The 26,789-nt window shown below is 70.0% G+C and carries 24 protein-coding genes; 6 read left to right on the forward strand and 18 right to left on the reverse strand.

The genetic code is table 11. The features are described 5' to 3' along the window. The 6 genes from AC0T5L_RS01620 to AC0T5L_RS01645 form a co-directional block, all read right to left on the reverse strand. Positions 1-426: an ATP-binding protein gene (locus tag AC0T5L_RS01620; protein ID WP_476163517.1), complete on the reverse strand. Its 426-nt coding sequence runs from the start codon at positions 424-426 to the stop codon at positions 1-3. A 124-nt stretch (positions 427-550) separates the two neighbouring features. After that, the gene (locus tag AC0T5L_RS01625; RefSeq protein ID WP_476163518.1) at positions 551-1,030 is read right to left on the reverse strand and encodes an N-acetyltransferase family protein; all 480 of its coding nucleotides are present in this window, start codon (positions 1,028-1,030) and stop codon (positions 551-553) included. A gap of 81 nt (positions 1,031-1,111) precedes the next feature. Then, complete coding sequence (locus tag AC0T5L_RS01630; protein ID WP_476163519.1) at positions 1,112-1,699, reverse strand: class I SAM-dependent methyltransferase; 588 nt, start codon at positions 1,697-1,699, stop codon at positions 1,112-1,114. A gap of 331 nt (positions 1,700-2,030) precedes the next feature. Further along, the gene (locus AC0T5L_RS01635; RefSeq protein WP_476163520.1) at positions 2,031-2,852 is read right to left on the reverse strand and encodes an amino acid ABC transporter ATP-binding protein; all 822 of its coding nucleotides are present in this window, start codon (positions 2,850-2,852) and stop codon (positions 2,031-2,033) included. Beyond that, complete coding sequence (locus tag AC0T5L_RS01640) at positions 2,849-3,814, reverse strand: amino acid ABC transporter permease (protein ID WP_476163521.1); 966 nt, start codon at positions 3,812-3,814, stop codon at positions 2,849-2,851. The genes AC0T5L_RS01635 and AC0T5L_RS01640 overlap by 4 nt, the downstream gene beginning before the upstream one ends. Positions 3,815-3,855: 41 nt before the next feature. Further along, complete coding sequence (locus tag AC0T5L_RS01645; RefSeq protein WP_476163522.1) at positions 3,856-4,782, reverse strand: ABC transporter substrate-binding protein; 927 nt, start codon at positions 4,780-4,782, stop codon at positions 3,856-3,858. Positions 4,783-5,126: 344 nt separating this feature from the next. On the opposite strand from AC0T5L_RS01645, the gene AC0T5L_RS01650 reads away from it, so the two are divergent. Then, positions 5,127-6,356, forward strand: coding sequence for an NAD(P)-dependent malic enzyme (locus AC0T5L_RS01650; protein ID WP_476163523.1), 1,230 nt, complete (start codon positions 5,127-5,129; stop codon positions 6,354-6,356). 206 nt (positions 6,357-6,562) lie between these two features. On the opposite strand, the gene AC0T5L_RS01655 is transcribed toward AC0T5L_RS01650, so the two are convergent. The 4 genes from AC0T5L_RS01655 to AC0T5L_RS01670 form a co-directional block, all read right to left on the reverse strand. Then, the gene (locus tag AC0T5L_RS01655; protein ID WP_476163524.1) at positions 6,563-7,504 is read right to left on the reverse strand and encodes a PadR family transcriptional regulator; all 942 of its coding nucleotides are present in this window, start codon (positions 7,502-7,504) and stop codon (positions 6,563-6,565) included. Further along, positions 7,505-8,356, reverse strand: a complete 852-nt coding sequence (locus AC0T5L_RS01660) for a DUF4097 family beta strand repeat-containing protein (protein WP_476163525.1) — start codon at positions 8,354-8,356, stop codon at positions 7,505-7,507. A 248-nt stretch (positions 8,357-8,604) separates the two neighbouring features. Further along, on the reverse strand, positions 8,605-8,784 hold the full coding sequence (locus AC0T5L_RS01665; protein ID WP_476163526.1) for a DUF6104 family protein: 180 nt from the start codon (positions 8,782-8,784) through the stop codon (positions 8,605-8,607). A gap of 32 nt (positions 8,785-8,816) precedes the next feature. Then, positions 8,817-12,470, reverse strand: a complete 3,654-nt coding sequence (locus AC0T5L_RS01670; RefSeq protein ID WP_476163527.1) for a multifunctional oxoglutarate decarboxylase/oxoglutarate dehydrogenase thiamine pyrophosphate-binding subunit/dihydrolipoyllysine-residue succinyltransferase subunit — start codon at positions 12,468-12,470, stop codon at positions 8,817-8,819. Between the two features lie 668 nt (positions 12,471-13,138). Between AC0T5L_RS01670 and AC0T5L_RS01675 the strand changes: the two genes are divergently transcribed. Continuing rightward, positions 13,139-13,516, forward strand: coding sequence for a BlaI/MecI/CopY family transcriptional regulator (locus tag AC0T5L_RS01675; RefSeq protein ID WP_476163528.1), 378 nt, complete (start codon positions 13,139-13,141; stop codon positions 13,514-13,516). Between the two features lie 50 nt (positions 13,517-13,566). Here the strand turns inward: AC0T5L_RS01675 and AC0T5L_RS01680 are convergent, their stop codons facing one another. Beyond that, positions 13,567-14,793, reverse strand: a complete 1,227-nt coding sequence (locus tag AC0T5L_RS01680) for an MFS transporter (RefSeq protein WP_476163529.1) — start codon at positions 14,791-14,793, stop codon at positions 13,567-13,569. Between the two features lie 119 nt (positions 14,794-14,912). Continuing rightward, positions 14,913-15,998, reverse strand: coding sequence for a suppressor of fused domain protein (locus tag AC0T5L_RS01685; RefSeq protein WP_476163530.1), 1,086 nt, complete (start codon positions 15,996-15,998; stop codon positions 14,913-14,915). Positions 15,999-16,194: 196 nt separating this feature from the next. Here AC0T5L_RS01685 and rlmN point away from each other — a divergent pair, with 196 nt between their 5' ends. Then, the gene (gene rlmN / locus AC0T5L_RS01690) at positions 16,195-17,292 is read left to right on the forward strand and encodes a dual-specificity RNA methyltransferase RlmN (protein ID WP_476163531.1); all 1,098 of its coding nucleotides are present in this window, start codon (positions 16,195-16,197) and stop codon (positions 17,290-17,292) included. A gap of 31 nt (positions 17,293-17,323) precedes the next feature. Further along, positions 17,324-17,797 (forward strand): hypothetical protein, encoded by a 474-nt coding sequence (locus AC0T5L_RS01695; protein WP_476163532.1) that lies wholly within the window; start codon positions 17,324-17,326, stop codon positions 17,795-17,797. Positions 17,798-17,836: 39 nt separating this feature from the next. Here the strand turns inward: AC0T5L_RS01695 and AC0T5L_RS01700 are convergent, their stop codons facing one another. The 4 genes from AC0T5L_RS01700 to AC0T5L_RS01715 form a co-directional block, all read right to left on the reverse strand. Beyond that, a complete protein-coding gene (locus AC0T5L_RS01700; protein ID WP_476163533.1) occupies positions 17,837-18,688 on the reverse strand; it encodes an alpha/beta hydrolase in 852 nt (283 codons plus the stop codon). 158 nt (positions 18,689-18,846) lie between these two features. Beyond that, positions 18,847-20,445: an ABC transporter permease gene (locus AC0T5L_RS01705; protein WP_476163534.1), complete on the reverse strand. Its 1,599-nt coding sequence runs from the start codon at positions 20,443-20,445 to the stop codon at positions 18,847-18,849. Then, positions 20,442-21,371, reverse strand: a complete 930-nt coding sequence (locus AC0T5L_RS01710; protein ID WP_476163535.1) for an ABC transporter ATP-binding protein — start codon at positions 21,369-21,371, stop codon at positions 20,442-20,444. Before AC0T5L_RS01710 ends, AC0T5L_RS01705 begins: the two co-directional genes overlap by 4 nt. Positions 21,372-21,423: 52 nt before the next feature. Further along, positions 21,424-22,089 carry a TetR/AcrR family transcriptional regulator gene (locus AC0T5L_RS01715; RefSeq protein ID WP_476163536.1) on the reverse strand — a complete coding sequence of 222 codons (666 nt, stop codon included), beginning with the start codon at positions 22,087-22,089 and terminating at the stop codon, positions 21,424-21,426. Positions 22,090-22,270: 181 nt separating this feature from the next. On the opposite strand from AC0T5L_RS01715, the gene AC0T5L_RS01720 reads away from it, so the two are divergent. Together AC0T5L_RS01720 and AC0T5L_RS01725 are read left to right on the forward strand one after the other, a co-directional pair. After that, positions 22,271-23,083, forward strand: coding sequence for a carbon-nitrogen hydrolase family protein (locus tag AC0T5L_RS01720; protein WP_476163537.1), 813 nt, complete (start codon positions 22,271-22,273; stop codon positions 23,081-23,083). Between the two features lie 239 nt (positions 23,084-23,322). Next, a complete protein-coding gene (locus AC0T5L_RS01725; protein WP_476163538.1) occupies positions 23,323-23,565 on the forward strand; it encodes a hypothetical protein in 243 nt (80 codons plus the stop codon). A gap of 239 nt (positions 23,566-23,804) precedes the next feature. Here the strand turns inward: AC0T5L_RS01725 and AC0T5L_RS01730 are convergent, their stop codons facing one another. Both AC0T5L_RS01730 and AC0T5L_RS01735 read right to left on the reverse strand, forming a co-directional pair. Continuing rightward, a complete protein-coding gene (locus AC0T5L_RS01730; RefSeq protein WP_476163539.1) occupies positions 23,805-25,313 on the reverse strand; it encodes a CoA-acylating methylmalonate-semialdehyde dehydrogenase in 1,509 nt (502 codons plus the stop codon). A 96-nt stretch (positions 25,314-25,409) separates the two neighbouring features. Beyond that, entirely contained in the window at positions 25,410-26,696 is a 1,287-nt protein-coding gene (locus AC0T5L_RS01735; protein WP_476163540.1) for an aspartate aminotransferase family protein, read from the reverse strand. Positions 26,697-26,789: the final 93 nt, after the last annotated feature.

The following is a 26,789-nucleotide window of genomic DNA, read 5'->3' on the forward strand; positions in this document are numbered from 1 at the left end:
TCACGCCGACTCCAGGGTGCCGCGGCGTTTGTACAGGACGATGTGGACACGTTCGTCCGGGCCGACCCCCGCGTCGACCTCCCCCGCGAGGGCGGAAAGGACGGTCCAGGCGAAGGTGTCACGAGCGGGGAGGCGTCCGTCGGCGGTGAGCACCGAGACGGAGATGCGCATCCCGTCGGGGGTGAGTTCGAATTCCGTGGTCAGTTCTGTGCCGGGCAGAGCCTGGGAGAGGAGCATCGCGCAGGCCTCGTCGACACCGATCCTCAGGTCCTCGATTTCGTCGAGGGTGAAGTCGAGTCGCGCGGCCAGTCCCGCCGTCGCCGTCCGCAAGACGGACAAATAAGCGCTGTCCGCGGGCATGTTGACGGTGACAGCGTCCCGAACGCCAATGGCGTCGGCCGTGGGCACAGCGGTTTCTTCGGTCACGTCCCTCCTTCGGGAGCGGGGTTGCCGCTTGAGAGCAATGTATCTGGTTTCACCCTGCCACTGACGCAGGGAGAACGGATCGTGTCCACAGGATCTGAGACGAAAGCAAGACGGATGGCATGTCTCAGTCCCGTCCAGAACCCAGCGCGGTCAGCGCGTCGCCATCCAGGCGGCGGACCGTCCACCCGTCCATGGGCTGCGAACCCAGGGATTCGTAGAACCGGATCGAGGACTCGTTCCAGTCGAGCACCGACCACTCCAGACGCGTGTAACCGCGTTCCACGCAGATCTGCGCCAAGGTGCGCAGTAGTGCCAGCCCGTGTCCCCGGCCGCGCGCCTCAGGACGCACGTACAGGTCCTCCAGGTGAATGCCGTGCCTGCCGGTCCAGGTGGAGTAATTGCGGAACCAGAGCGCGAATCCGACGGCGTTGGTGTCGGCGTCCTCCGCGACGTGTGCGAACACCGCCGGGTCAGGACCGAACAGGGCCGTGCGCAGGTCCTGCTCGGTGGCCACGACCGCGTCCGGTTCCTTTTCGTACTCGGCGAGTTCTCCGATCATCGTGTGAATGACGGGGATGTCGTCGGGGCGGGCGGGGCGGATCATCGGACCACCTCGGAGCGGGGATACGGTCCCTTCCAGGATATGCGCTGGACCGGAGGTGTTTCGCGGACCGGATCGGACCGCTCAGGGACGGTGTGCGACCACCCGCTCGACCAGCCCGAGGAACAGCCGGTCGTGGTGGCCGACCTCGAACCCCACCTCGGCGGCCACCTCCCTGGGCAGGCGGCGCGGGTTCTCACGGCGCTGTTCCAGGAGCCGTCCGGGAAAGCCGGCGTACTCGACGTGATCGGCCATCAGCAGTCTGCCGCCCGGCACCAGTACCCGGTACATCTCCGACAGGGCGCGGTGCTGGTCGGGAACGGCGCACATCGCCAGCGTGCACAGGACCGTGTCGAAGGTCCGGTCGGGAAGGTCCAGCGACTGCGCGTCGCCCTCCACGAACCGGACGGCCAGCCCCAGGCCGTCGGCTCTCTCCCGGGCGCGGGCCAGCATCCGCGGGCTGAGGTCGACAGCGGTGAGACGGACCTGCGGCGGGTAGTAGGGCAGGTTCCGCCCAGTCCCGACCGCCACCTCCAGGGTGCGGCCGCGGGCCCCGGCGCACAGGATCTCGCGGGTGCGGCGCATGCCGGGGCTCTGGAAGAGCTCGCTGTGCTCACAGTAGGGAGCCAGCCGGTTCCAGCGCCTGCGTGTGTGCTCTGTGCGCGCGTCCATGTCTCTCCCCCGAGCGGCTTCCTACCCCATGACTCTGGGTGTACGCCGTCACGCGGTCAAGGGCTCGGGCGGCGTTTCCCTGCGGGGCTGAGAGTGCTTCCTTTGGGCTCCGCTTCGCTTTGCCCCGTGCTCGGACGCCCTATAGGCGGGAACCTTCGGTGTCTTCGGAAAGGTCGGCTCGTTCCTCGCCAACCCTCCTACGCCACCTCCAGAACCCCGCCAGAGCCCTGCGCAGGCACTCGCCGCGCGGGCCCTGAGGGGCCCGCCAGGCGACCGCGCCCCGCACTCCACGGCGGAGTGCGGGGCGCGGAAAGGTGACCGCGGCGCCCTGTCAGAGCACCTTGGACAAGAAGGTCTGGGTGCGCTCGTGGCGCGGGTCGGAGAGCACCTCCGAGGGCACCCCCGACTCCACCACCACGCCGTCGTCCATGAAGACCAGGGAGTCGCCGACCTCGCGGGCGAACCCCATCTCGTGGGTGACGACCACCATCGTCATTCCGCCCTCGGCCAGGTCGCGCATGACGTCCAGGACCTCGCCGACCAGCTCGGGGTCCAGGGCGCTGGTGGGTTCGTCGAACAGCATCAGCGAGGGCTCCATGGCCAGCGCGCGGGCGATCGCCACGCGCTGCTGCTGGCCGCCGGAGAGCTGTTCGGGGTAGGCGTCGGCCTTGTCCGGCAGGCCCACCCGCTCGAGCAGCTCCATGGCCTTGGCGGCGGCCGCGGCCCTGGGGGTCCGCTTGACCTGCATGGGCGCCTCGATGACGTTGCCGAGGACGCTCAGGTGCGGGAACAGGTTGAACTGCTGGAAGACCATGCCGATGTCGCTGCGCTGGGCGGCGATCTCGTTGTCGCGCAGCTCGTACAGCCGTCCGCGCTTTTGCCGGTATCCCATCAGCTCGCCGTTGACCCACAGGCGGCCCGCGGTGAGCTTCTCCAGGTGGTTGATGCAGCGCAGGAACGTGGACTTGCCCGACCCGGACGGGCCGACGATGCACATGACCTCACCGCGCCTGACGTGCAGGTCGATGCCCTTGAGGACATCCAGGCGGCCGAAGGCCTTGTGCACGTTCTCCGCCACGACCAGCGCGTCAGCGGCCGGACCGGTGCCCTCGGACCCCTCCACGGCGGTCCCGTCCTGGTTCTGCTCGCTCATCTGTGCGCCCCTCCGACGATGCGGTCCCGGATACTGCCGTGCTGTTCCGGGTTGAACCTGCGCTCGATGAAGTACTGACCGACCATCAGCACGCTGGTGATGGCCAGATACCACAAGCACGCCGCGACCAGCATCGGGAAGATCTGGTAGGTCCGGGCGCCGATGGCCTGCAACTGGTAGAACAGCTCGATGGTCACCGGCACGTACGCCAGCAGGGCGGTGTCCTTGAGCATGGCGATGGTCTCGTTGCCCGTGGGCGGGATGACCACACGCATCGCCTGCGGGAGGGTGATCCGGCGCAGCACCTTGTTCTTGCCCATGCCCAGCGCCTGTGCGGCCTCGGTCTGGCCCTTGTCCACCGACTGAAGGCCCGCGCGGATGATCTCGGCCATGTAGGCGCCCTCGGACAGCGCCAGGGCGAGCAGGCCCGCCGTGTAGCCGCTCAGCATGGTGCGGGCGTCGATCTCGAAGAAGCGGGCGTCGCCCTCCAGGCCCAGCCACGGCATCCAGTAGTTGTCGAACGGGATACCGATCTCGATCGTCGTGTACAGGATGGCGAGGTTGCCGAAGAGCACCGCCAGCACCAGGCGGGGCACGCCGCGGAAGAACCAGGTGTACAACCAGGAGACCGAGACCAGGACGGGGTTCCCCGACAGCCGCATCACCGCCAGGAGGATACCCAGGACGACGCCGATGACCATCGACAGCACGGTGGCGCTGAGGGTGATCCAAACGCCGCGCACGACCGGTTCCGAGAACATGTGGTCGACCATGAACGGCCAGTTGAACGCGCTGTTCGTGAACAGCATGTGCACGAACATGGCGGCGAGGACCAGGATGAGCCCTGCGGCGATCCACCGTTCGGGGTAGCGCACGGGGACGGCGGTGACGGGGGCGGCCGAGCGGTCCGGGGCCGGGTCGGCCGCCCCCGGACCGCTCACCGATTCGGTCGGTGAGGACACAGGTCAGTCTTTCCTTCGGTGGGTGTCGGTGAGGCTTCGCGCTACTCCGAGAGGGAGGGGTTCACCTCGGCGCTCTCCAGGCCGCCGGCGTCGACGCCCCACTCCTCCAGGACCTCGGCGTAGGTGCCGTCCTCCATGATGGCGTTGAAGGCGGCGGCGACGGCGTCGGCCAGTTCCTCGTTGTCCTGGTGGGTGAGGACGCCGTAGGGTGCGGCGTCGTACTGCTCGCCGACGAACTCCAGGACACCCTCGTCGGTCTGGTCCAGCGCGTAGGCGGCGGTGGGCATGTCGGCGAGCGAGGCGTCGTTGACACCGGAGACGATGGTCTGGGTGGCCAGCGGCTGGCTCTCGAACTTCTGGATGGTGATGGCCTCCTCACCCGCGTCGACGCAGGCGGCGCTGCGCTCCTCGATGTCGGCGTCGTGGGTGGTGTCGGCCTGTACCGCGATGCGCATGCCGCAGGCGTCGTCGGGGTCCACGCCCTCGGGGTTGCCCTCCTGGGCGAACCACTGGGTGCCCGAGGAGAAGTAGCTGACCATGTTGACCTGCTCCATGCGGTCCTCGGTGACGGTGAAGGAGGAGGACCCGAGGTCGTAGGTGCCCGTGTCCACACCGATGATGATGGAGTCGAAGGCGGTGGGCTCCCACTGGCCCTCCAGGCCGAGCTTGCCCAGGGCGGCGTTGACGAGGTCCACATTGAAGCCCAGGACGGACTCGCCGTCCCCCTCCAGGAACTCGCCGGGCGGGTAGGAGGCCTCGACGCCGATCTTGACGGTTCCGTCCTCGGCGATGTCGGCGGGGACCAGGGCGGCGAGCTCTTCGTCGGTCTCGACGGTGGGCGCCTCGGGCGCGGGGGTCTCCTCGGAGCTCCCACCGTCGCCGCTACCGCAGGCGGACAGGGCCAAGGCGCTGGCGAGGGACAGGGCTCCGAGGGCGAACGGCGCGGACAGGGGCTTGTGTGGGGCCATCGTGGGGTCTCCTTCATGGGCACGAAGTGCCTGGTCGGAGGCGGGTTCGTGACCCCACCGCCCGAGCCAAAACGACATTCAGAACATTATGCTTCAAAAGCTGATAAGTCGGTGTCTCCCCATCGTGCCGACCCGCGATTTTCCTGTGGTCACCGTTGTGAGAGGATTGCGTAACGGGTCATCCCCGTGAGAGCGGCCGCGCAGTACTCGCATAGGAGTCCGGCGAAGAATGGCTCTCCCCGGCGACACCACCGGTCATGGCCGACCGGCGCCGAGGAGGAGTCCCCCTAGCACCTGCACATCTTCGCGCGCGGTCTGCACCACTACCGGTCCGTCCCGCCGTCATGGCCGACGGCAGGGTGGAACACGCAAGACCTGAGGGGTTTGAAGTAGTGACCACCGTTTCGCGTTCCCAGAACCTGGACGAGGATCCCGCCTTCGCGCTGCACCGCGGCGGCAAGCTGCACGTGACCTCGTCCATCGACGTCCACGATCACGAGGGACTGTCCCTCGCCTACACTCCCGGCGTCGCCCGCGTCTGCGACGCCATCGCCGAGACCCCCGAGCTCGTCGAGACCTACACCTGGAAGAGCAACCTGGTCGCCGTCGTCACCGACGGCACCGCCGTCCTCGGCCTGGGCGACATCGGCCCCGGGGCCTCCCTTCCGGTCATGGAGGGCAAGTCGCTGCTGTTCAAGCAGTTCGGCGACGTCAACTCCGTGCCGATCGCGCTGGGCTGCACCGGGGTCGACGAGATCGTCGAGACCGTCGTGCGCATGGCCCCCTCCTTCGGCGGGATCAACCTGGAGGACATCTCCGCGCCCCGCTGCTTCGAGATCGAGCGCCAGCTGCGCGAGCGCCTGGACATCCCCGTCTTCCACGACGACCAGCACGGCACCGCGATCGTCACCGTCGCCGCGCTGCGCAACGCCGCCCGTCTGACCGGACGCACCCTGGGTGACCTGCGCGTCGTGGTCTCCGGCGCGGGCGCCGCGGGCGTGGCCGTCACCAAGATGCTCGTCGACAGCGGGATCGGCGACATCGCCGTGGCCGACTCCAAGGGCATGATCTACGACGGCCGTGAGGGCCTGACCCCCGTCAAGCAGGAGCTGGCCTCCACCAGCAACAGGGCGGGGCTGCGCGGGTCCATCGAGAGCGCGCTCTCGGGCGCCGACGTGTTCATCGGCCTGTCCGCCGGAGAGGTGCCCGAGTCCGTGGTCGCCACCATGGCCGAGGACGCGATCATCTTCGCGATGGCCAACCCCAACCCGGAGGTGCACCCCGACGTCGCCCACAAGTACGCGAGCGTCGTCGCCACCGGGCGCAGCGACTTCCCGAACCAGATCAACAACGTGCTGGCCTTCCCCGGCGTGTTCCGGGGCGCCTTCGACGCGGGCGCGACGGACATCACCGAGAACATGAAGCTGGCCGCCGCCACGGCTCTGGCGGACCTGGTCGGCGACGACCTGTCCGCAGACCACATCATCCCCAGCTCCTTCGATGAGCGCGTGGTCCCCGCCGTGTCCGCCGCGGTCGCCGCCCAGGCCCGCGAGGACGGGGTCGTCCGCCGTTAGGCGGTGTTCGCTCCGGGGCTCCGCTTCGCCTCGTGCGGTGTCGGAACGGCGCCCCGGGGACTGGGCGGGCGTTCACCGGACAGGCCCCGGACACCCGTACACGACGAGGGGCCCGGCACCGTCTGGTGCCGGGCCCCGGCCGTCCCTTCAGCGGGAGTCCGGGAGGGCGCGCCCCTGCGGCGCCCCCGCCGCTCCCGCCGTGCGGACTACCTGTCGTCGCCGGTGTCGTCGACCGCCTCGCTCCACGGGTCGTCGCCGGTGGAGGGCTTAGGCCGCGCCTCGGGTGCCTCTTCGGGCTTCTCGGCGGACCGCTCCCCGGCGGAGGGCCCCGCCTCGGCGGTCTCCGAACCCTCCTCCGGGCGGTCGGCGGGCGGACCCCAGTGCCGCATGTCCCTGCGGATCACCTCGACCGTGTCGTCCAGGATGCGCCGCAGGTCGCCTGCGGCGGCTCCCCCGACGTGGCCCGCCTCGCGGAACACGTCGCGCACCCGGTCGCTGAAGTCGTGCAGCGCCCGCTCGAACTCCGGGGCCTGCGACGCGCGCTCGGAGTCGCCCCGGCCCCATGCGGCGCCGAACGCGCCGAAGCCCTGGGCGAAGCGCTCCCATTCGCGGGCCCACCGCGAGCCCTCCTCGCAGCCCTGCTTCCCGCGCTGCTCACGGCGCTCCCCGGACGGCTCTCCGGCCTCCTCGGAGGCCTTGGTGCCCTCGGACTCGCGCCGGGTCTCCCCGGACTCGGGCCTGGCCTCACCGGACTCGGGCCGACGCGTCCCGCCGGAGGAGAACTTCAACTCGTCCCGCAGCGAGCTGATCGTCGCGCGCACGTCCTGCTTGACCGCGCGGGCGATGTCGCGCACCGAGTCGGTGATCTCCCGCTCCAGGTCGTCCAGGTCGCCGCTGCGATCACGCAGCTCCCCGCGTCCCTTGTCCGTGAGGCGGTAGACCTTGCGGCCTCCTTCCTCGGTGTGGGTCACCAGCCCCTCCTCCTCCAACCGCGCGAGCCGGGGGTAGATGGTCCCGGGGGAGGGCGAGTACACCCCGAGGAAGCGGTCGCGGAGCAGGCTGATGATCTCGTAACCGTGCCGCGGGCTCTCGTCCAGCAACTTGAGCAGGTAGAGCCGGAGTCTGCCGTGGCCGAAGATGGTGCTCATTCAGGCCCCCTCGGGGATCGCGGCCGGTGTCTCCGGCGCGCGCCGCAGCAGCGCCGTCCGGCCGGACGCGGAGTTGACGGTGATGGAGGCGGGATCGACCCCGCTGCCGATCTTCCCGCTCAGGATCGTCCTGGCCGTGGCACTGCGGCGGTCCAGACCGAAGTCGGACTCCACCGGTGCCTTCGCGGTGCGCAGCTCCACGGCCGCCGAAGTGTCGGAGGGCACCCGCAGTGCGATCTCGCCGGAGACCGAGTTGAGCCGGACACGCCCCGCCGGAGCGATGTCGGTGTCGGCCAGCAGCTGCCCGGAGACGGTCTTGGCGCTCAGCGCGGAGAGCCGCCCGCCCGCCACCGCCAGCTGGCCGCTGACGCTGTTGAACTTGAGGCTGCCGTGGGCGCCCCGCACGGCGGTGCTGCCTGAGACGGTGCCGATGTCGGTCTCGCCCGAGGTCTCGTCGAGGGTGATCTCCCCGGAGGCGGTCCGCAGATGGCTGCGGGCGTTGAGCCCGGCGGCCACGACCGACGCGCTGACCGTGCTGACCTCGACCGGGCACTCCTTGGGCAGCCGCAGGTTCACGGTGGCCTTCCGGTGCTGCACGCGCTTGTAGCCGTCGAGCTTGACGGGCCGAAGCCGTTCCAGGAGCCCCTGGCTGGTGAGGTCCTCGTAGTGGATGGTGAGGATGCCCGCCTCCTGTGTGACCAGGAGGGGCTCGCCGACGATGTCGGTGACCTCGAAGGTGACCGGGTCGTCGGTGGGAATGATGTTGACGTGGCCTCCGATGATCCGGACCCGCAACGCGACGATGCCGTCCAGTGTCTGGGTCATCGGCCTGTCGATGGTCCAGTGCGCCATCGTGTGACCCCTTTCGCTCGCTCCGTGGTCTCACGATATGTCGCGTATCGGGGGAACTCAAGATATGTCGTGGATTTGCGGGGTGTTTCAGGGGCTTCTCGGGGTTCTCCCCGAGTACGAGCGCGGCCCCTCCCCGGCGCTGGAACGCCTGGAGGGGCCGTGAGGGGCGCTGGACGCGGTCGTGGCCACGCACGAGGGGCCCGGGTCGCGTGTGCGACCCGGGCCCCTGTCAGCGCGGTGGGCGCCGTCTACTCGTCATCCTCGTCGTCCAGCCGTGCCAGCCAGGTGGCCAGCCGGTCGACCGGGGTCTCGAACTCGGGGTTGATGTCGGTGAACGTCCGCAGCTGCTCGGCGAGCCAGGTGAAGCTGACCTCCTCGTCGCCGCGCCGGTTCTCCAACTCCTCGATTCCGCGATCGGTGTAGTACACGTTGTTCCCCTACCTGCTCGCGGGCGCGCCCGTCAGTCCGCGGGCGGGAACACCGTGTCCACCAGGGCACGCTGCTCGGCCTCGTGGCGCTTGGCCGAACCGGCCGCGGGCGCGGAGGAGGCCGGACGCGAGATCCGGGTGAACGGACGGTCGAGCTGCTCGGAGAAGACCAGCGCCACGAAGGGCCACGGGCCCATGTTCGCCGGCTCCTCCTGCACCCACAGGACCTCGCCCGCGTTCGGGTAGGCCCTGAGCTGCTCGCGGATCTCCTCGATCGGCAGCGGGTAGAGCCGCTCCGCACGGATGATCGCGGTGTGCTTGTCACCGCTCTTGCGACGCGCGGCGTCCAGCTCGTAGTAGATCTTGCCCGAGCACAGCACCACGCGGCGCACCTTGTCCGGCTCGATCGACTCGTCCGTGATCAGTGGCTCGAAGTGGCCCGTGGTGAAGTCCTCGGTGGCCGAGGTGGCCGCCTTCAGGCGCAGCAGGGACTTGGGCGTGAACACCACCAGCGGGCGCTGGAACGGCGACTTGGCCTGCCAGCGCAGCAGGTGGAAGTAGCTCGCCGGGTTGCTCGGGTAGGCCACCGTCATGTTCTCCTGCGCGCACTGCTGCAAGAAGCGCTCGATGCGTGCGGAGGAGTGGTCCGGCCCCTGGCCCTCGTATCCGTGCGGCAGCAGCAGGGTCACGCTGGAGCGCTGGCCCCACTTCTGCTCGCCCGCGCTGATGTATTCGTCGATGACGGTCTGGGCGCCGTTGACGAAGTCGCCGAACTGGGCCTCCCACATCACCAGCGCGTCGGGGCGGGTGAGCGAGTAGCCGTACTCGAAGCCCAGTGCCGCGTACTCGCTCAGCAGCGAGTCGTGTACGTGGAACCGGTTGATCCCGTTGTCGAACCTCTTGAGCGGCGTATGGGTCTCGCCGGTCTCGCGGTCCATCAGCGTGGAGTGGCGCTGGCCGAAGGTGCCGCGGCGGGTGTCCTGGCCGATCAGGCGGACCGGGTGGCCGTCCAGCAGCAGACCGCCGAAGGCCAGCAGCTCACCGGTCGCCCAGTCGATGGCGTCGGTCTCGACCATCGTGGCGCGGCGGGAGAGCTGGGGCGCCAGCCGCGGGTGCGGCGTGAAGCCCTCGGGCAGCGACACCTGGGTGTCCACGATCTGCTTGACCGCTTCGCTGCTGATCGCGGTCTCGACCGCGGAGTGGTCCAGGCGGCTCTCGGTGAACACCTCGGGCTTGACCACGGCACCCGGCTCGACCGGCTTCTTCTCGACCTCGCGGGTCTCGGTGAAGGCCCGTTCCAGCTCGGACTGGTAGTCGCGCAGCGCCGACTCCGCGTCCTCCACCGTGATGTCGCCGCGGCCGATGAGGGCCTCGGTGAACAGCTTGCGGGTGGAGCGCTTGGCATCGATGACGTCGTACATCAGCGGCTGGGTGAACGCCGGGTTGTCGCCCTCGTTGTGACCGCGGCGGCGGTAGCAGACCAGGTCGATCACGACGTCCTTCTTGAACGCCTGCCGGTAGGCGAAGGCCAGGTGCGCGACCCGGACCACGGCCTCGGGGTCGTCCCCGTTGACGTGGAAGATCGGTGCCTGCACCATCCGCGCCACGTCCGTGGCGTAGAAGCTGGAGCGGCTGTCGTCCGGCGAGGTGGTGAAGCCCACCTGGTTGTTCACGATGATGTGCACCGTGCCGCCGGTCCGGTAACCGCGCAGCTGGGACAGGTTCAGGGTCTCGGCGACCACACCCTGCCCGGCGAACGCGGCGTCGCCGTGGATCAGGATCGGCAGCACCGTGTAGCCCTGCGGGCCCTTGTTGAGCACGTCCTGCTTGGCGCGCACGATGCCCTCGGCGATCGGGTCGACCGTCTCCAGGTGGGAGGGGTTGGCCGACAGCGAGATCTGGATCCTGTTGCCGTCCTGGGTGTCGAAGGTGCCCTCGGTGCCCAGGTGGTACTTGACGTCGCCCGAGCCGTGCGCGCTGCGCGGGTCGAGGTTGCCCTCGAACTCACCGAAGATCTGTCCGTAGGACTTGCCGCAGATGTTGGCCAGCACGTTCAGGCGGCCGCGGTGGGCCATGCCGATGACGGCCTCGTCCAGGTCGGCCCTGGCCGCCCTGGAGATCACGCCGTCCAGCAGCGGGATCAGCGACTCGCCGCCCTCGAGGGAGAAGCGCTTCTGGCCCACGTACTTGGTCTGCAGGAAGGTCTCGAAGGCCTCGGCGCTGTTGAGCCGGTGCAGGACGTGCAGCTGCTCGTCGCGGTCGAGCTTCTCGTGCTCGCGCTCGACGTGCGACTGGATCCACTCCCGCTCCTCCGGGCTCTGGATGTGCATGTACTCGATACCCACCGTGCGGCAGTAGGTGTCGCGGAGCACGCCCAGGACGTCGCGCAGCTTCATGACCTGCTTGCCGCCGAAGCCCCCGGTCGGGAACTCGCGGTCCAGGTCCCACAGGGTCAGGCCGTGTTCGAGCACGTCCAGGTCGGGGTGCTTGCGCTGCTCGTGGTCGAGCGGGTTGGTGTCGGCCATCAGGTGACCGCGCACCCGGTAGGCGTGGATCAGCTCCTGGACCCGGGTGGCCTTGTCGAGCTGGGTGGCCTTGTTGACGTGGATGTCCTGCACCCAGCGCACCGGCTCGTAGGGGATGCGCAGCGAGTTGAAGATCTCGTCGTAGAAACCGTCCTCGCCCAGCAGCAGCTGGTGGATCCGGCGAAGGAACTCGCCGGACTGCGCGCCCTGGATGATGCGGTGGTCGTAGGTGGAGGTCAGCGTCATGACCTTGCTGATGCCCAGCTCGGCCAGGGTGTCGGAGGAGGCGCCCTGGAACTCGGCCGGGTACTCCATCGCGCCCACGCCCAGGATGGTGCCCTGGCCCGGCATCAGGCGCGGGACCGAGTGCACGGTGCCGATGCCGCCGGGGTTGGTGAGGCTGATGGTGGTGCCCTGGAAGTCCGGCACGCCCAGCTTGTTGTTGCGGGCCTTGCGGACCAGGTCCTCGTAGCCGCCCCAGAACTCCGTGAAGTCCATCTCGTCGGACTTCTTGATCGAGGGGACGACGAGCTGGCGGGAGCCGTCGGGCTTTTGCAGGTCGATCGCCAGGCCGAAGTTCACGTGTTCGGGCTTGGCGACGCCGGGCTTGCCGTCGACCTCCACGTAGGAGTGGTTCATCTCCGGCAGGGACTTGAGGGCCTTGACCATCGCGTAGCCGATGAGGTGGGTGAAGGAGACCTTCCCGCCACGGGCACGCCGGAGGTGGTTGTTGATGACGATTCGGTTGTCGAAGAGCAGCTTGACCGGCACCGCGCGCACGCTCGTGGCGGTGGGCAGCTCCAGGCTCGACTCCATGTTGGTCGCGGTCCGCGCGGTCGCCCCGCGCAGGCGCTCCTGCTTGATCTGGAGAGCCTCGTCCTTGCTCTCCTTGTCGTCCTTCTTGCCGCTCTGCTTGGACGCCGGGGCGGCGGGGGCACTTGGCTTCTTCTTGGCGGAGGCCGCGGGGGCCTTCTCGCTCTGCGCCTTCGTGTTCCCCCCGCCCTTCGCGCCAGCAGACTCCGCGGGCTTGTAGTCCGCGAAGAAGTTCCACCAGGCCTTGTCAACGGAGTTCGGGTCGTTCAAGTACTTCTGATAAAGCTCCTCGACCAACCACTCGTTGGGACCGAAATCTGTCAGGGGTTGAGACGCCTCAGACGACACGGCGGAGATCGCCCACTTCCGCAGCTCGCTTGTGAATGTGTAGGAAGACGGGTGGCTGCTGGCAAGGCGGCTCAAGGAACATGGGAGCTGTCCCGCGCATGCGGGAAGCATCTGGCCTGGCCAGCACTCGTCGAGTACCAGGCTACTTGTAGGGACCTGCCCGCGGGGAACACGAGCGTTGCCGAAACTAGGAGATAGGTAACAATCTTTCACATCCGCGTTGCCTCTACGTGCAGGTAATTGCGCCCAGGGTGGTGACGCCGCCGGTTTTGTGCGGTTTTACGGGGCTTTTGGGATGTGAAGATACTGGCCGTCTCCGGCCAGTCATGGTGTGGTGTGTAACACGATGCGCCTGCGGGAACCCGCCGGGGCGGACCCGCGTCGGAGGGGGCGTGAGCGGCCGGGCAGGACGGCCGGCCCCCTCCGGTGGTTTCTCCCAGCGGGGTATGGAGGGGCTCGGGCCCGGCCGCGCTCCCACCTTCCGGTTCGGTCCCCTCCACCGCCTGTTTCCCTCATGCCCCGTGGCCGTTCGCTGGTGAATCGCCGGTGACCGGTGCCGAGGATGTACGGATCTGTGTGCTCTCCGGAGTTCTCCCACGCCGAGGGCCGTGTCGTGCCTACGATCTCCCGGACGAGTACGACCGTGACGAATACGGGTGGGGAGGCCCATGCGAGGGCTGGGGGAACTGGAAGCGGCCATCATGGACGCGCTGTGGCGGTCCGACGAACCGCTCTCGGTGCGCCAGGTCCGCGAAACCATGGTCTACAACCGCGAAGTCGCCTACACGACCGTCATGACGGTCGCCAACATCCTCTTCCACAAGGGGCTGTTGGACCGGGAGAAGGCCGGCCGCGCCTGGGCGTACTGGCCGTGTGAGTCGCATGCCGAGTACACCGCCAGGGTGATGGACGAGGTGCTCAACACCGGACCGGACCCCGGCGCCACCCTGCTGCGCTTCGTGGAGCGCTTCAGCGACGAGGACATGGCGCGCTTTCACCGGGTCCTGAGCCAGGCCCGGGGCCGCCGGGACGTCGCGAGGAGCTAGCCGCGCACCCTCTCCGCCGCTCCCACCACTCTCAGCGGGCGGGCGTCCGGTCAGCGGCGGCGCAGGGCCCGCACGCTGGGGGAGGAGACCGCGGCCAGCGTGGCCAGGAGGGTCAGCGACGACACCAGTACCAGGGCAGGGCCCGGGCCGGACGACTCGGCGAACGGGCCGATGGCGATCTGCCCGACGGGCATCGCCACGAACGACCCCAACGCGTCGTAGGAGTACACCCGTGACAGCTTCTCCTGCGGGACGTTCTCCTGGACCGAGACCTCCCAGGCGACGGTGAACTGCTCCACGGCCACGCCCGCGACGAACATCGCGGTGAACAGGACCGGCAGCGGCGACGGTCCCGTCAGCGCGAGGAACGGCAGCGTGTGCGTCACCACCAGGGCCGTGCCGAAGACCAGCGCCCGCCGCGGCTGCCAGCGCGCCGCCAGCACCCCGCCGACCAGCAGGCCGACGCTGTTGGTCGCCATGAGCAGTCCCCACGCGGTCCGGCCGAAGGTCTCGTCGGCGATGGCCGGGCCCAGCACGGCCGTGGCCGCCGACCAGCCAGCGTTGACCACCATGAACTGCAACACGATGATCCACACCCATGGGCGGGAGACGAACTCGCTCCACCCGTCCCGCAGGTCGCGCAGCACGTTGGCGGACCCGGCCCGGTCCGTCCCTGGCACTCGTACGGACAGGAGGGCCGCACCGGCGCATGCGAACAGCACCGCGTCAGCGGTGATCGCCCAGCCCGAGCCCAGCAGGCCCACGACCACGCCGCCCGCCGACATCCCGAGGAACGTGCCGCCCTGGACGCCCACGCCCGCCACGGCGTTGGCCTGGCGCAGTAGGTCCCGGGGCACGGTCTGCGGGGTCAGCGCCGCTGAGGCGGGCAGGTTCACGGCCGCGGCGGCGCCGTTGACCAGGCTCAGTACGACCATCAGCGGTAGCGACGCGACCCCCGCCAGCAGAGTCGCGCCCAGGAGCCCCTGGGAGACCGCGGCCAGGGCGCATCCACCCTGGAGCACCAGTGTTCGCGGCAGCCGGTCCGCGATGACGCCGCCGAGCAGCAGCAGGGACACGTTCGCTACCGAGCGCACACCCACCACCAGCCCCACGTGCGTCAGGGAGCCGGTCACGTCCAGTACGGCGAAGGCCAGCGCCACCGACGCCATACCGTTGCCGAAGGCCATCAGGGTCCGGCCCAGTGCCAGCCCGCGGAAGGCCGGATGCCACAGCGGCGCGGTGAACCCCGCCCCCGGACTCCTCCCGGTTCGCACCATGCCCTACCCCCGCCCGCTCGCCCCGGAGTACGATCCCGGCCGCCCGGCGGGCCGTCAACCGGTTTTCCCGCGGCCCGTTGAACGCCCGTCCGGCGAGGCGGTGCCCCGGGAGGAGCCGTCTAGCCCAGGACCCAGCTGCGCCCCTCCGCGGCCAGTTTCTCCACCAGGGTGGCGCTGTCGTGCTCCTTTGCGAACAGGTGCTCGGGGCGGGTGATCGGCACGATCCACAGCCACCGCACGGGGTCGCCCTGGAAGGAGAGCCCGGAGGTGTCCGGCGGCCGGTGGTCGGGACGGGTGACCAGGGGGGATGGGTCCTCCAGCAGCAGGACCGCGCCCGCGCCGCCGCGCATGGCCCGGTCCTCGGGGTTGTCCAGCCACTTGACGGTGTGCCCGGCGCCGAACCACGTCACCGCCCGCCAGGGGAAGGCACCGATCCACCGGAAGACGCGGGCGGCGTGGTGCGCGGGCATGGTCGTGGCCAGGGCCAGCTCCACCCGGGCGTACCGGGAGGTGTCGGCCATGTAGCGGTCCAGGGTGGGCATCCGCTGACCGCACACGCCGACTGTGGACAGCACCGTGAACGGGCGCTCCGCGGTGGGCGGGCGCTCCGAGACGCGCAGCAGCGGCGGGTGGCCGTCGGACACGTCCCAGTAGTGGCCGGGTTCGCCCACGTGCCGGTTGAGGTGGCTGAGTACGGTGCGCTGCACGCTGCGCCAGGCCCCGGAGGCGCTTCGCCAGTCCCAGTAGGCCTCGGCGTGGACCACGCGCGGCCACAACTGTTCGCGCACCGGGTCCAGCTCCCACGCGTAGGCGCTGCGACCGATCGCCTCGCGTGCGTACCCGGGTAAGCCGCTGTCCGCCTCGGCCCAGCCGGGGATGACGGCGAGCAGCCCCTCCTCGTCCACGAGGGCGACGCCGTCGCCCTCCTCGAACCACACCGCGCGCAGGCGGCCCGGGTCGAAACGGGGGCGGCCCTGGGGGTGCTTGGTGTAGGCCTCGGGCATGAGCGGGGCCCGACCCTCGTACAGCCCGCCGGGCTCGCTGGCGCGGGGCGCGATCTCGTGGTTGGCCAGCCACACCGGGACGCGGATGCGGCCGCGCGCGTCCAGTAGGTAGGCGGCCGTGGTGTGGGAGTCGCATTCGACGACGACCCTGCGGCTCTGGTACGGGCTGATCTCGTCGAGCAGGACGTCGATCCCTGTCACCGGCCCTCCCACACGCCGATCCCGGTTGTCGTGATCCGGCGGACCCGTCCGGTCCGTCCACGCAGTGCGTAGAATTGACGGTAGTGCCCTGACAGGCGGAGCTGCAGCGCGGCGGCGTATAGGTCGTATAACGACCCGGGCCGCCGCCGTCCCGCGCCGGGCCGAGACCATCGACTCCACTTCCTACGGACTGTCTATGCCCGCCGAGCTCAACTTCGTCGCACCCCGCCGCGCCAAACCTCCCCGGCACCTGGCCGACCTCAGCTCCGAGGAGCGGGCCGAGGTCGTCAGCGAGCTGGGGGAGAAGCCCTTCCGCGCCAAGCAGCTCGCCCAGCACTACTTCGGCGCCCTGGAGTCGGACACCGAGGCGATGACCGACCTGCCGGCCTCCTCCCGGGAGAGGCTGGGCGAGGCGCTGCTGCCGACCCTGCTCACCCCGGTGCGCCACATCACCTGCGACAACGGGATGACCCGCAAGACCCTGTGGAAGGCTTTCGACGGGGTGATGTTCGAGTCGGTGCTCATGCGCTATCCCGACCGCGTCACCCTGTGCATCTCCTCCCAGGCCGGGTGCGGCATGAACTGCCCGTTCTGCGCCACCGGCCAGGCGGGCCTGACCCGCAACCTGTCCACCGGCGAGATCGTGGAGCAGGTGGTGGCGAGCGCCCGCGACCTGGCGCGCGGTGAGGTTTCCGGGGGGCCGGGCCGAATCAGCAACATCGTGTTCATGGGGATGGGCGAGCCCATGGCCAACTACAAGCGTGTGTTGCAGACGGTGCGCCGTATCACCGACCCCGTCCCGAACGGCCTCGGCATCTCCCAGCGCGGTGTGACCGTGTCCACGGTCGGCCTGGTGCCCGCGATCAACAAGCTCATCGACGAGAGGATGCAGGTCCGCCTCGCGATCTCCCTGCACGCCCCCGACGACGAGCTGCGCGACGAGCTGGTGCCGGTCAACAACCGCTGGAAGGTCGACGAGGTCCTGGACTCGGCCTGGCGCTACACCGAGGCCACCGGCCGCCGGGTCTCCATCGAGTACGCGTTGATCAAGGACATCAACGACCAGGCGTGGCGGGCGGACCTGCTCGGCGAGCTCCTCAAGGGGCACCTGGTGCACGTCAACCTCATCCCGCTCAACCCCACCCCCGGGTCCAAGTGGACCGCCTCGCGTCCCGAGGACGAGCGCGAGTTCGTCCGGCGGCTGGAGGCGCACGGGGTGTCCGTCACCATCCGGGACACCCGCGGCCAGGAGATCGACGGAGCGTGCGGACAGCTCGCGGCGGCAGAGAACTGACCGGTCGTCCGGCACCGACCGGAGGCACGGCGTGATCGAGACCGCCCTGGCCTTCGTGGTCGCCCTCGTCTCCGGTGTCGTCCCGGTGATCAACATCGAGCTCTACCTGGTGGGCGCCGTCGTCGCTGTGGACGACGGCGCCCTGGTCGCCATGGCGGTCGCGGCGGGAGCGGGGCAGGCCCTCGGCAAACTGCCCTACTACTACGCCGGTCGCGGGTCGCTCTCCGCGCCGTGGATCCGCCGTAGGACCGCGACGCCGGGAAAATGGGCCGCACGCGCCGAGGGATGGCGGCGCCGAGCCGAGGAACAACCGGTGTGGGGCTCGGGGCTGGTGGCGCTGAGCTCCTTCGCGAGCATCCCGCCGTTCATCGCGGTGTCCGTGCTGGCCGGGGTGGTGCGCATGAACCCCGTGCTGTTCTGCGCGATCGCCTTCGTCACCCGCACCGCGCGCTTCCTCATCGTGGTGTTCGCCCCCGCGTGGGGCCTGTCCTTCCTGCCGGACTGACGGCGGCCCCGGCCCGTGGCCCTGCCGGGCGGCACGGGTTCACCGGACGTGTTCGGCCAGGCGGGTGAGCGCGTCCACCACCTCCGGCCCGTGCACCATCTTCGCGTCGTTGTGCCCGGCACCGTCCAGGACGACCTCCTCGACCAGGTTCGGACTGGCCCCGGCCACCTCCCGGCTCTGCTCGACGGGCACGATCGTGTCGGCCCCACCCATCGCGACGGAGGTGGGCACGTCGACCGCCCCGATGGTCTCGGAGACCGGGTAGGTGTCGCGCAGGAGCGGGCTCGGCACGAAGGGGTAGTGTGCCTTGGCCATGTCGGCCAGTGAGCTGAACGGCGAGCGCAGGAACAGCCCAGCGGGCGGGCGCTCGCCGGCCATACCGACCACGATGGCGGCGCCGAGGCTCTCGCCGAAGTAGAGGGTGCCGTCCGCGCCGTGGCCGCGCTCGGCCAGGGCGTCGGCGGCCGCCCGTGCGTCCGATGCCAGGCCCTCCTCGGAAGGAGTGCCGGGGTTGCCGCCGTAGCCCCGGTAGTCGAACAGCAGCACGGAGAAGCCCCGTTCGGACAACGCGCGGGCCAGAGGGGCCCGCAGTTCGCGGTTCCCGGCGTTGCCGTTGGCGACCAGGACCGCCGTCCCGCGGTCCCCGTCCCGGGCGGGGACGTACCACGCGCCGAGTTCCAGCCCGTCGTCCGTGTGCAGGCGCACGTCCTCCGCGCCGTCGATCACCTCTCCGGCCGGGGGCGGCTCACCGCCCGTCGGAAGGTAGATGAGTGAGCGCTGCAAGCCCCACACGAGTCCTCCCAGAAGTACGAGCACGGCGAGGGCGGCGGCGGTCATGGCTGCGGCGCGGCGGAGGCGCCGCCGGGGACGCCCCCCGTCCGTCACGGCCATGAAGCGGCCCCTTCCCGAAAGCGGTGCGTCGTGTGGAGTACCCACGTTTCCCGGCCGCTCACCGGGCTGTCCCGGGCGACCCGGCCACAGCCAGCGCGAGAGGGCGCGCCGCCGGAGCCCGCGAGTCCGACGGCGCGCCCGAGCGGGGCCCGCCCCGGTCAGGCGGTGGCCAGGTCCCTGCGGTGGAAGCCCGCCAGGGCGACCGCGCCGGCCACGAGCACGGCCACCAGCGCGGCGGCCATCGGAACGGCGTCGAACTCCTCGTTCGGCAGTTTGGGCAGCAGCTCGAACGCGCTCAGGTTCAGCAGCCAGTCGTCCAGGCCGAGTATGCCGCCGAGCATCGTGGTCAGAAGGCTGTAGCCCAGCCACGCCCACACGAGTGGGATCAGGCGCGGCGCCACCCCCACCAGCAGCGCGGCCAGCGCGGCGAACAGCAGCGCCACCGGCAGCTGGGCCAGCGCCGCCACGACCATCGTCCAGGTCCAGGAGGAGTCGCCCAGGGCCGCGGACGCGCTCAGGCCCATGCCGAGCCCGCCCACCACCACGATCAGCGCCGAGGACAGCATGCTGACCAGCAGGGCGTTGCCGAACCAGCCGACCCTGCCAACGGCCGTGGACAGGGTGAGCTCGGCGCGGCCGGAGGTCTCCTCGGTCCGTGCCCGCAGCACCGAGAGGGCCGCGTAGGCCGAGGCGGCCATCAGCACGTAGCCGCCCATGACGCCGAGGAAGCCCTTCGTGGCGTCGTCGGCGGCGCCCCCGACGATGGCCACCAGGTCGGGGTTCTCCTCCAGCATCCCCTCCACCTCGGTGGCCAGCGAGCCGAACGAGAGGGCGAAGAGGAAGGTGGCGACCGTCCAGGCGATGACGGCCCCGCGCTGCTGGTGCAGGTGCAGTGCGAACGTGCCGTTGAGCAGCCCGCCCGCGCCGGCCGGGCCGGGCCGGGCGGCGACCAGGCCCGCTCCGAGGTCGCGCCGCTTCGCCAGGGCGTAGGTCAGGGCGAAGAGCACCACGATGAGGGCCGCGTACAGCGTCAGCGGCCACCAGCGCAGGTCGTGGAACATGCGGGTCTGCTGGGCCCAGGCGAACGGCGAGAGCCAGGACAGCGCGTTGCCGCCCTCCTCGGCCATGTCGCCGACGACCCGGGACATGAACAGCACTCCGATGGCCAGGAAGGCCAGTCCGGCGGCGCTGCGCCCGTGCTCCACGACCTGGGCGCACACGGCGGCGATGGCGCCGAAGGAGATACCCGCCAGGGCCAGGCCCAGGCCGTAGGCCGCCGAGCCGGCGGTCCCCAGTCCGTTGCCGACCAGGGCCAGGGTGGTCAGGCCGCCGATGAGCAGGTTGACGAGTGAGACGGTGACCAGCGCGGCGGTCATCTGCGCGCTCGCCCCGAGGACGTTGGCGCGCAGCAGTTCGGCGCGCCCGCTCTCCTCCTCGGCGCGGGTGTGCCGGACCACATGCAGGATGCTCATGACCGCCAGGGCGATGAGCATGCTCATGGTCAGCTCGTTGACGACCATCGGGCCGAGCTGGTAGTCGTCCAACCCGTACCCGGGGCCGCCGAAGACGACCCCGGTCGGGGTGTCCATGATCGCCGCCCGGGCCTGGCGCTGGGCGTCGGTGGAGAACATGTCGTTGAGCGCCGGAACGGTCGCGGCGACGGTGCCGACCAGGGCGAGGGCCCAGACCGTCAGCCGGACGCGGTCGCGGCGCAGGATGAACCGGACGAGGACGCCGGTGCCGGTGAAAGCGCTCATGCCGCCGCGCTCCCGTCGCTGTCGCCGCCCCGCGCGGCCAGCTCGTCGCCGTAGTGGCGCATGAACAGCTCCTCCAGGGAGGGCGGGTTGCTCACGAGGGAGTGGATCCCGAGGCCGGTGAGCGTGCGCATGGCGGCGCCCATGTGGGTGTTGTCGACGTCGAAGGTGACGGTGCCGCCGTCGACGCGCAGGCCGTGCACTCCCTCGGCGCCCTCCAGGGCCCGTGCGTCACCTGCGACGGTGGCGCGCACGGTGGAGCGGGTCAGGTGGCGCAGGTCGTCCAGGGTCCCGGACTCGACCGAGCGCCCCTTGCGGATGATGGTGACGGTGTCGCACAGCTTCTCCACCTCGGACAGGATGTGGCTGGAGAGCAGCACGGTGCGGCCCTGGGCCTTGGCCTCCAGGACGCACTCGGTGAACACGGCCTCCATGAGCGGGTCCAGGCCGGAGGTGGGCTCGTCCAGGACGAGCAGCTCGGCTTCGGAGGCCAGCGCGGCCACCAGGGCGACCTTCTGCCGGTTGCCCTTGGAGTAGGTGCGCGCCTTCTTGGTCGGGTCCAGTTCGAACCGGGACAGCAGTTCCCCCTTGCGCGCGGTGTCGAGCCCGCCGCGCAGCCGCCCGAGCAGGTCGATCGCCTGCCCGCCGGTCAGGTTGGGCCACAGGGTGACGTCGCCGGGTACGTAGGCCAGGCGGCGGTGCAGGGCGACGGCGTCCCGCCAGGGGTCGCCGCCGAGCAGGCTGACCGATCCGGCGTCGGCCCTGAGCAGGCCGAGCAGGACGCGGATGGTGGTGGACTTCCCGGAGCCGTTGGGCCCGAGGAAGCCCGCGACCTGGCCCGTGCGGACGGTCAGGTCCAGCTTGTCCAGGGCCTGGAAGCGGCCGAAGTACTTGTCGACGCCGCTGACTTCGATGGCGGTTGATGGCATGGTCGGGGTTCCTCTGTACGCGGTGGGGATCGTGGTCGGGGGTTCGGTGCGGTCAGCTGGACTCCTCGGGAGGGTCACTGACGTACGTGAGGTAGGCGTCGAGCATCGTGCGCTCGGTGAGCAGGCCCTCGGTGTACACCTCCAGGGCCGGGAGCATGTGCTCCTCCGACCACTCGCGGATGACCCGGGCGAAGTCGATCTGCTGTCCGGGCTGCTGCATGGTGATGAGCACGAGCACCGCACCGAAGGAGTTGGCGGCCATCCAGCGGGCCCGCTTGGCCGGGTCCCGGCTCGGACGGACCGTGCCCTCGGCCTCGCCCGCGGCGAGGTAGCGCTCGACGTCGGCGACCATGCGCTCGTAGAGGGAGACCGCGAACGGCCCTCCGGCCTGGACCGCTCGGAAGACATAGGCGATGTAGGGGGTGTACTCCTCCACCGTCGCGAACTGGTGGAGGAAGGTCTGGCTGTCGTGGCTGGTGATCGTCTCCGTCTTGACCTCGTTGACGAGGGCGACCACGTGGTCGTCACAGGCTTGCCTGAGCTTGTCCTTGGACCCGAAGTGGTGGATCACCAGGCCGGGGGAGACCCCGGCCTGGTCGGCGATCGAGCGCACGGTCACGCCGAACCCGTGCTGGCCGAAGCACTCGATGGCCGCGTCACGGATGCGGGCGCGTGCTGTCAGGTCCGACTCACGGTCGGACGGCGTGGCTGAACCCATGTTCAGTACATTAAACGCATGTTCAGGTCCTTGGCAAGGGGCGGGCGCACGCCGTCCGCCCCTTGCCGGGGAGGCTGCTCCGTGCCCGGCCCCTCCCGGCGCGGCCGCGGCCCCGGGGGCTGGTCGTACACTCGGGGCACGGCTCCTGCCGGAGCGCCCCACGCCGACGAGGAGAGGTCCGATGGTGCAGGTCGCGGTCGCCCAGTTCGCCCCTGGTCAGGACAAGGCGGAGAACCAGCGCTCGGTGGCGGAGCTGACCGCTCGCGCCGCGGCCGAGGGCGCTGACGTGGTCCTGTTCCCCGAGTACACGATGTTCACCGCCTCGCGCACCGACCACCGCTATGTGGCGGCGGCCGAGCCCCTGGGCGGCCCCTTCGTCGCCGCGGCGGCCGACACCGCCCGCCGGGAGGGCGTGCACCTGGTGCTGGGCGTCAACGAGGCCGAGGACGGCGACGCCACCCGCTTCACCAACACGCTCGTGGCGCTCTCCCCGGAGGGGAAGCAGGTCGCGCACTACCGCAAGATCCACCTGTACGACGCGTTCGGGGCCAAGGAGTCGGACGTGCTGCGGCCCGGTCCGATCGAGGAGCCGGAGACCTTCACTCTGGACGGTGTGGTGTTCGGCCTGCAGACCTGCTATGACCTGCGCTTCCCCGAGGTGACGCGGCGTATCGTCGACGCCGGTGCGCATGTGCTGCTGCTGGCCGCGCAGTGGGTGCCGGGACCGTTGAAGGAGGAGCACTGGCGGACGCTGGCGCGGGCGCGGGCCATCGAGAACACCGTGTACGTGGCGGCCTCCGGGCAGGCGGCGCCCACGGGTGCGGGTAACAGCATGGTGGTCGACCCCATGGGAACACCGCTCGCGGCGCTGGGGGAACAGACCTCTGCCGTTGCCTCGGCCGGGGTTTCGGCCGCTCGTGTGGAAGAAGTGCGAAAGATTAATCCGGCTCTGGCGCTGCGCCGTTTTTCGGTCTCTGCGCGAGTGGAGGACTGAGCCCCCGGAACGCTACTGCTTGGTAGATACTCGGGTAAAACGGATGAAAATCTTCCTAGGGGGCAAGGCCTTCCCAGGGTTCGTCACTTACGGTTATGATTCACCTGCATGATGTGATGCAAATCGGTCCGGAACCTTCCAGGCACCCAAAGCTTCTGATTCAATAAAGAGCCGGTAACTATCGGCCCGCCAGACTGTCCTAAACCACGGGGGGAGCAAGGACATTGCGCGGAACGAGCATGATGTGCGAGCCAGACACGCCGCCTACAGCCGACGCCTACGTCTACGATCCGAGCTCGCTGAGCTGGACGCAGTGCATGGGGGATGCCTGCGTCGTCTGCCACACCAAGTGGCCCCGGCCTCGCCGGGTCCTCGGTGAGCTGCCGGACGGAAGCTACGTGTTCGGTTGTGAGGAGTGCGCGGGCATCATCGGCGCGGAGCCCCGGGTTCCCGTCGGTGAACGGCTGTTCGCGGCCAGGTAGCGAGGAGACGGTCGCGCTCCGGGTCCAGGGGGAGAGGCGGACCCGGAGCGCTTCCGTTGGCGCGCCCGCTTCCATCGGGGAGGAGGGGAAATGAGCGCGCCTTTCCCAGGATGGATTCTGTACCGGCCGGCGGCGCCGGCCACGCCCCGTGAGGGGCGCCTGGTGACAACGATACTCCGTGTCGTACACCGCCGACCGACAGTGAGCCAGATCCGTCCGCTTTTTCGGTGAACCCCTGGTTAACCGTTGGTCGGGAAGCCCAGGTTGACTCCCCTCTCGGGCTGTCGGGCCGGGTCGGCCCAGCGTGCCGTGACCGCCTTCGTGCGGGTGTAGAAGTGGACACCCTCCGTGCCGTGCGCGTGCGAGTCGCCGAACAGCGACTGCTTCCAGCCGCCGAAGGAGTAGTAGGCCATCGGCACCGGGATGGGGACGTTGATCCCCACCATGCCGACCTCGATCTCGTTCTGGAACCGCCGCGCGGCGCCGCCGTCGTTGGTGAAGATCGCCGTCCCGTTGCCGTAGGGGTTGTCGTTGACGAGCTTCACGGCCTCGTCGTAGTCGCCCACGCGCACCACGCTGAGCACCGGGCCGAAGATCTCGTCCCTGTAGCAGGACATCTCCGGACCGACATGGTCCAGCAGCGACGGGCCCAGCCAGAACCCCTCCGGGGCCCCGCCCGGCACCGGGTGCACCCGGCCGTCGATCGCCAGGGTCGCGCCCTCGCGCACACCCGACTCCAGGTAGGAGGCGACCTTGTCCCGGTGCTCGCGGGTGACCAGCGGGCCCATCTCGCTGCGGTCGTCGTCACCGGGGCCCACGCGCAGGCGCGCCACACGCTCACGGATGCGTTCCACCAGCTCGTCGGCGACCGAGTCCACCACGGCCACCGCCGAGATGGCCATGCACCGCTCGCCCGCCGAACCGAACCCGGCCGAGACCGCCGAGTCCGCGGCCAGGTCCAGGTCGGCGTCGGGCAGCACCACCATGTGGTTCTTCGCCCCGCCCAGAGCCTGCACGCGCTTGCCGTGCTCGGCCGCGGTCCGGTAGATGTACCGGGCGATCGGTGTGGAGCCCACGAAGCTGACCGCCGCCACGTCCGGGTGCTCCAGGAGGGCGTCGACCGCGGCCTTGTCGCCGTGCACCACGTTGAACACCCCGTCCGGCAGCCCCGCCTCGGCCCACAACTCGGCCAGTACGACGGCCGTGGACGGGTCCTTCTCACTGGGCTTGAGCACGAACGTGTTGCCACAGGCGACGGCCACCGGGAACATCCACATCGGCACCATCGCGGGGAAGTTGAACGGGGTGATGCCGGTGACCACACCGAGCGGCTGCATGATCGAGTAGGAGTCCACGCCCGTGGACACGTTCTCGGAGTAGCCGCCCTTGAGCAGGTGCGGGATGCCACAGGCGAAGTCGACGACCTCCAGGCCGCGGGCCACCTCGCCCAGGGCGTCGGAGAAGACCTTGCCGTGCTCGGCGCTGATCAGTTCCGCCAGTCGCTCCTTGTTGCCGTTGAGCAGTTCGCGGAAGCGGAACAGGATCTTGACCCGCTTGGACAGCGAGGTGTCGCGCCACCCCGGGAAGGCCTCCCGGGCCACGGTCACCGCCGCGTCGACCTCCTGCGGTCCCGCGAGGCCGACCGTGCCGGTGACCTGGCCGGACGCCGGATTGTGGATGTCCCCACGGCGCTGGGCCGCCCCCTCGTAGGCGGCCCCGCCGATCCAGTGGGTGACGTGCTTGCTCATACTGCTCTCTTCCTTGTCCACAGGCGGGGTGACCGCTTGCTCGTACGGGGGTCGCCGAAGCGCGAACCCCGGACTACATCGACACCCGGGGCCCGCTCAGGCCCCGGAGTCCACCGCGCGCACCGCGTCCAGCAGTGTGTCGCGGCCCTCCACGGCCTCCTCCTGGGACAGCGTCATCGGCGGTGCCATCCGCATGACGTTGCCGTGCACGCCGCCCTTGCCCACCAGCAGTCCGCGTTCGCGCGCGGCCTCCAGCACCTTCCCGGCGAGCGGCGACGACGGCGCTCCGGTGGCGGGGTCCACCATCTCCACGGCGAACATCAGCCCCTTGCCGCGCACGTCCCGCACGCTCGGCAGCGAGGTCAGCGCCTTGAGGCCCTCCAGGACCAGTGCCCCCTGGCGCCGCGCGTTCTCCTGGAGGTCGTGCTCCAGGACGTAGTCCAGGGTCGCCCCGGCCGCCGCCATCGACACCGGGTTGCCTCCGAAGGTGGCCACGCCCAGCGCGCCCAGCCGGTCCATCAGGTCACCGCGCGCCACGACGCCGCCCACGGCGAAGCCGTTGCCCAAGCCCTTGGCGAAGGTCATGGCGTCCGGTGTCACGCCGTGGTTGCCGATACCGAAGAAACTCGTGCCGGTGCGGCCCCACCCGGTCTGCACCTCGTCGGACACGAACAGGATGCCGTGCTCGTCCAACACCTCCTTGTAGGCGGCGTACAGTCCGTCCGGAGGCATCGCGAACCCGCCCACGCCCTGGACCGGCTCGGCGATCAGGCACGCCACGTTCGGCGCGGCGGTGTCCAGCACACCGCGCAGGTCGGCGACGCACGCCTCGATGTACTCCTGGTCGGTCATCCCGCGAAAGGCCGGGGCGGCGTGGTCGGTGCCGTGCAGGTAGTGCACGTTCAGCGGCGACAGCGAGGAGTTCTTCCACGCCCGGTTGCCGGTTACCGCCACGGTGCCGAACGAGCGCCCGTGGTAGCTGCCGCGCATGGCGAGCACCTCGTCGCTGCCGCGCGCGTACGTGGCCAGCAGCAGGGCCGTCTCGTTGGCCTCGGTGCCGGAGTTGGTGAAGAACACCTTGGCGTCGGGGATCCCCGACAGGCGTGCGATCTTCTCCGCCAGCTCGACCTGGTTGCGGATGAGGTACAGGGTGGAGGTGTGCACGACCCCCTTGGCGATCTGGCGCTCCACGGCCTCGCGCACCTCGGCCACGTCGTAGCCGAGCATGTTGGTCACGATGCCGGTGAAGAAGTCCAGATAGGTGTTGCCGTCGGCGTCCGTGACACGGGCGCCCTTGCCGCTGGTGATCTCCAGCGGGGACTCGTAGTACAGGGGCAGCCAGGAAGGCATGACCGCGTGGTGGCGCGAGAGAAGTTCCGACATGCCCCCAGTCTCGCCCGGCCTCCCGCGCTTGGCCAGGATCAGCGTGTTGACAAGATGCTGGCTGGGCTTACGGCATGTAAAGCCCTCCGCGTG

Source organism: Nocardiopsis sp. TRM 82005 (genome assembly GCF_056312425.1).

What these genes read in the sequence shown, in the direction of transcription:
- AC0T5L_RS01630 (WP_476163519.1), bottom strand. Translation starts at nt 1,699, where the DNA reads ATGGACGCGCGCACAGAGCACACACGCAGGCGCTGGAACCGGCTGGCT.
- AC0T5L_RS01645 (WP_476163522.1), bottom strand. Translation starts at nt 4,782, where the DNA reads ATGGCCCCACACAAGCCCCTGTCCGCGCCGTTCGCCCTCGGAGCCCTG.
- rlmN (WP_476163531.1), top strand. Translation starts at nt 16,195, where the DNA reads ATGCCCGCCGAGCTCAACTTCGTCGCACCCCGCCGCGCCAAACCTCCC.
- AC0T5L_RS01735 (WP_476163540.1), bottom strand. Translation starts at nt 26,696, where the DNA reads ATGTCGGAACTTCTCTCGCGCCACCACGCGGTCATGCCTTCCTGGCTG.
- AC0T5L_RS01655 (WP_476163524.1), bottom strand. Translation starts at nt 7,504, where the DNA reads ATGAGCACCATCTTCGGCCACGGCAGACTCCGGCTCTACCTGCTCAAG.
- AC0T5L_RS01650 (WP_476163523.1), top strand. Translation starts at nt 5,127, where the DNA reads ATGGCCGACGGCAGGGTGGAACACGCAAGACCTGAGGGGTTTGAAGTA.
- AC0T5L_RS01675 (WP_476163528.1), top strand. Translation starts at nt 13,139, where the DNA reads ATGCGAGGGCTGGGGGAACTGGAAGCGGCCATCATGGACGCGCTGTGG.
- AC0T5L_RS01705 (WP_476163534.1), bottom strand. Translation starts at nt 20,445, where the DNA reads ATGAGCGCTTTCACCGGCACCGGCGTCCTCGTCCGGTTCATCCTGCGC.
- AC0T5L_RS01725 (WP_476163538.1), top strand. Translation starts at nt 23,323, where the DNA reads ATGATGTGCGAGCCAGACACGCCGCCTACAGCCGACGCCTACGTCTAC.
- AC0T5L_RS01635 (WP_476163520.1), bottom strand. Translation starts at nt 2,852, where the DNA reads ATGAGCGAGCAGAACCAGGACGGGACCGCCGTGGAGGGGTCCGAGGGC.
- AC0T5L_RS01710 (WP_476163535.1), bottom strand. Translation starts at nt 21,371, where the DNA reads ATGCCATCAACCGCCATCGAAGTCAGCGGCGTCGACAAGTACTTCGGC.
- AC0T5L_RS01715 (WP_476163536.1), bottom strand. Translation starts at nt 22,089, where the DNA reads ATGGGTTCAGCCACGCCGTCCGACCGTGAGTCGGACCTGACAGCACGC.
- AC0T5L_RS01680 (WP_476163529.1), bottom strand. Translation starts at nt 14,793, where the DNA reads ATGGTGCGAACCGGGAGGAGTCCGGGGGCGGGGTTCACCGCGCCGCTG.
- AC0T5L_RS01625 (WP_476163518.1), bottom strand. Translation starts at nt 1,030, where the DNA reads ATGATCCGCCCCGCCCGCCCCGACGACATCCCCGTCATTCACACGATG.
- AC0T5L_RS01720 (WP_476163537.1), top strand. Translation starts at nt 22,271, where the DNA reads ATGGTGCAGGTCGCGGTCGCCCAGTTCGCCCCTGGTCAGGACAAGGCG.
- AC0T5L_RS01660 (WP_476163525.1), bottom strand. Translation starts at nt 8,356, where the DNA reads ATGGCGCACTGGACCATCGACAGGCCGATGACCCAGACACTGGACGGC.
- AC0T5L_RS01730 (WP_476163539.1), bottom strand. Translation starts at nt 25,313, where the DNA reads ATGAGCAAGCACGTCACCCACTGGATCGGCGGGGCCGCCTACGAGGGG.
- AC0T5L_RS01700 (WP_476163533.1), bottom strand. Translation starts at nt 18,688, where the DNA reads ATGGCCGTGACGGACGGGGGGCGTCCCCGGCGGCGCCTCCGCCGCGCC.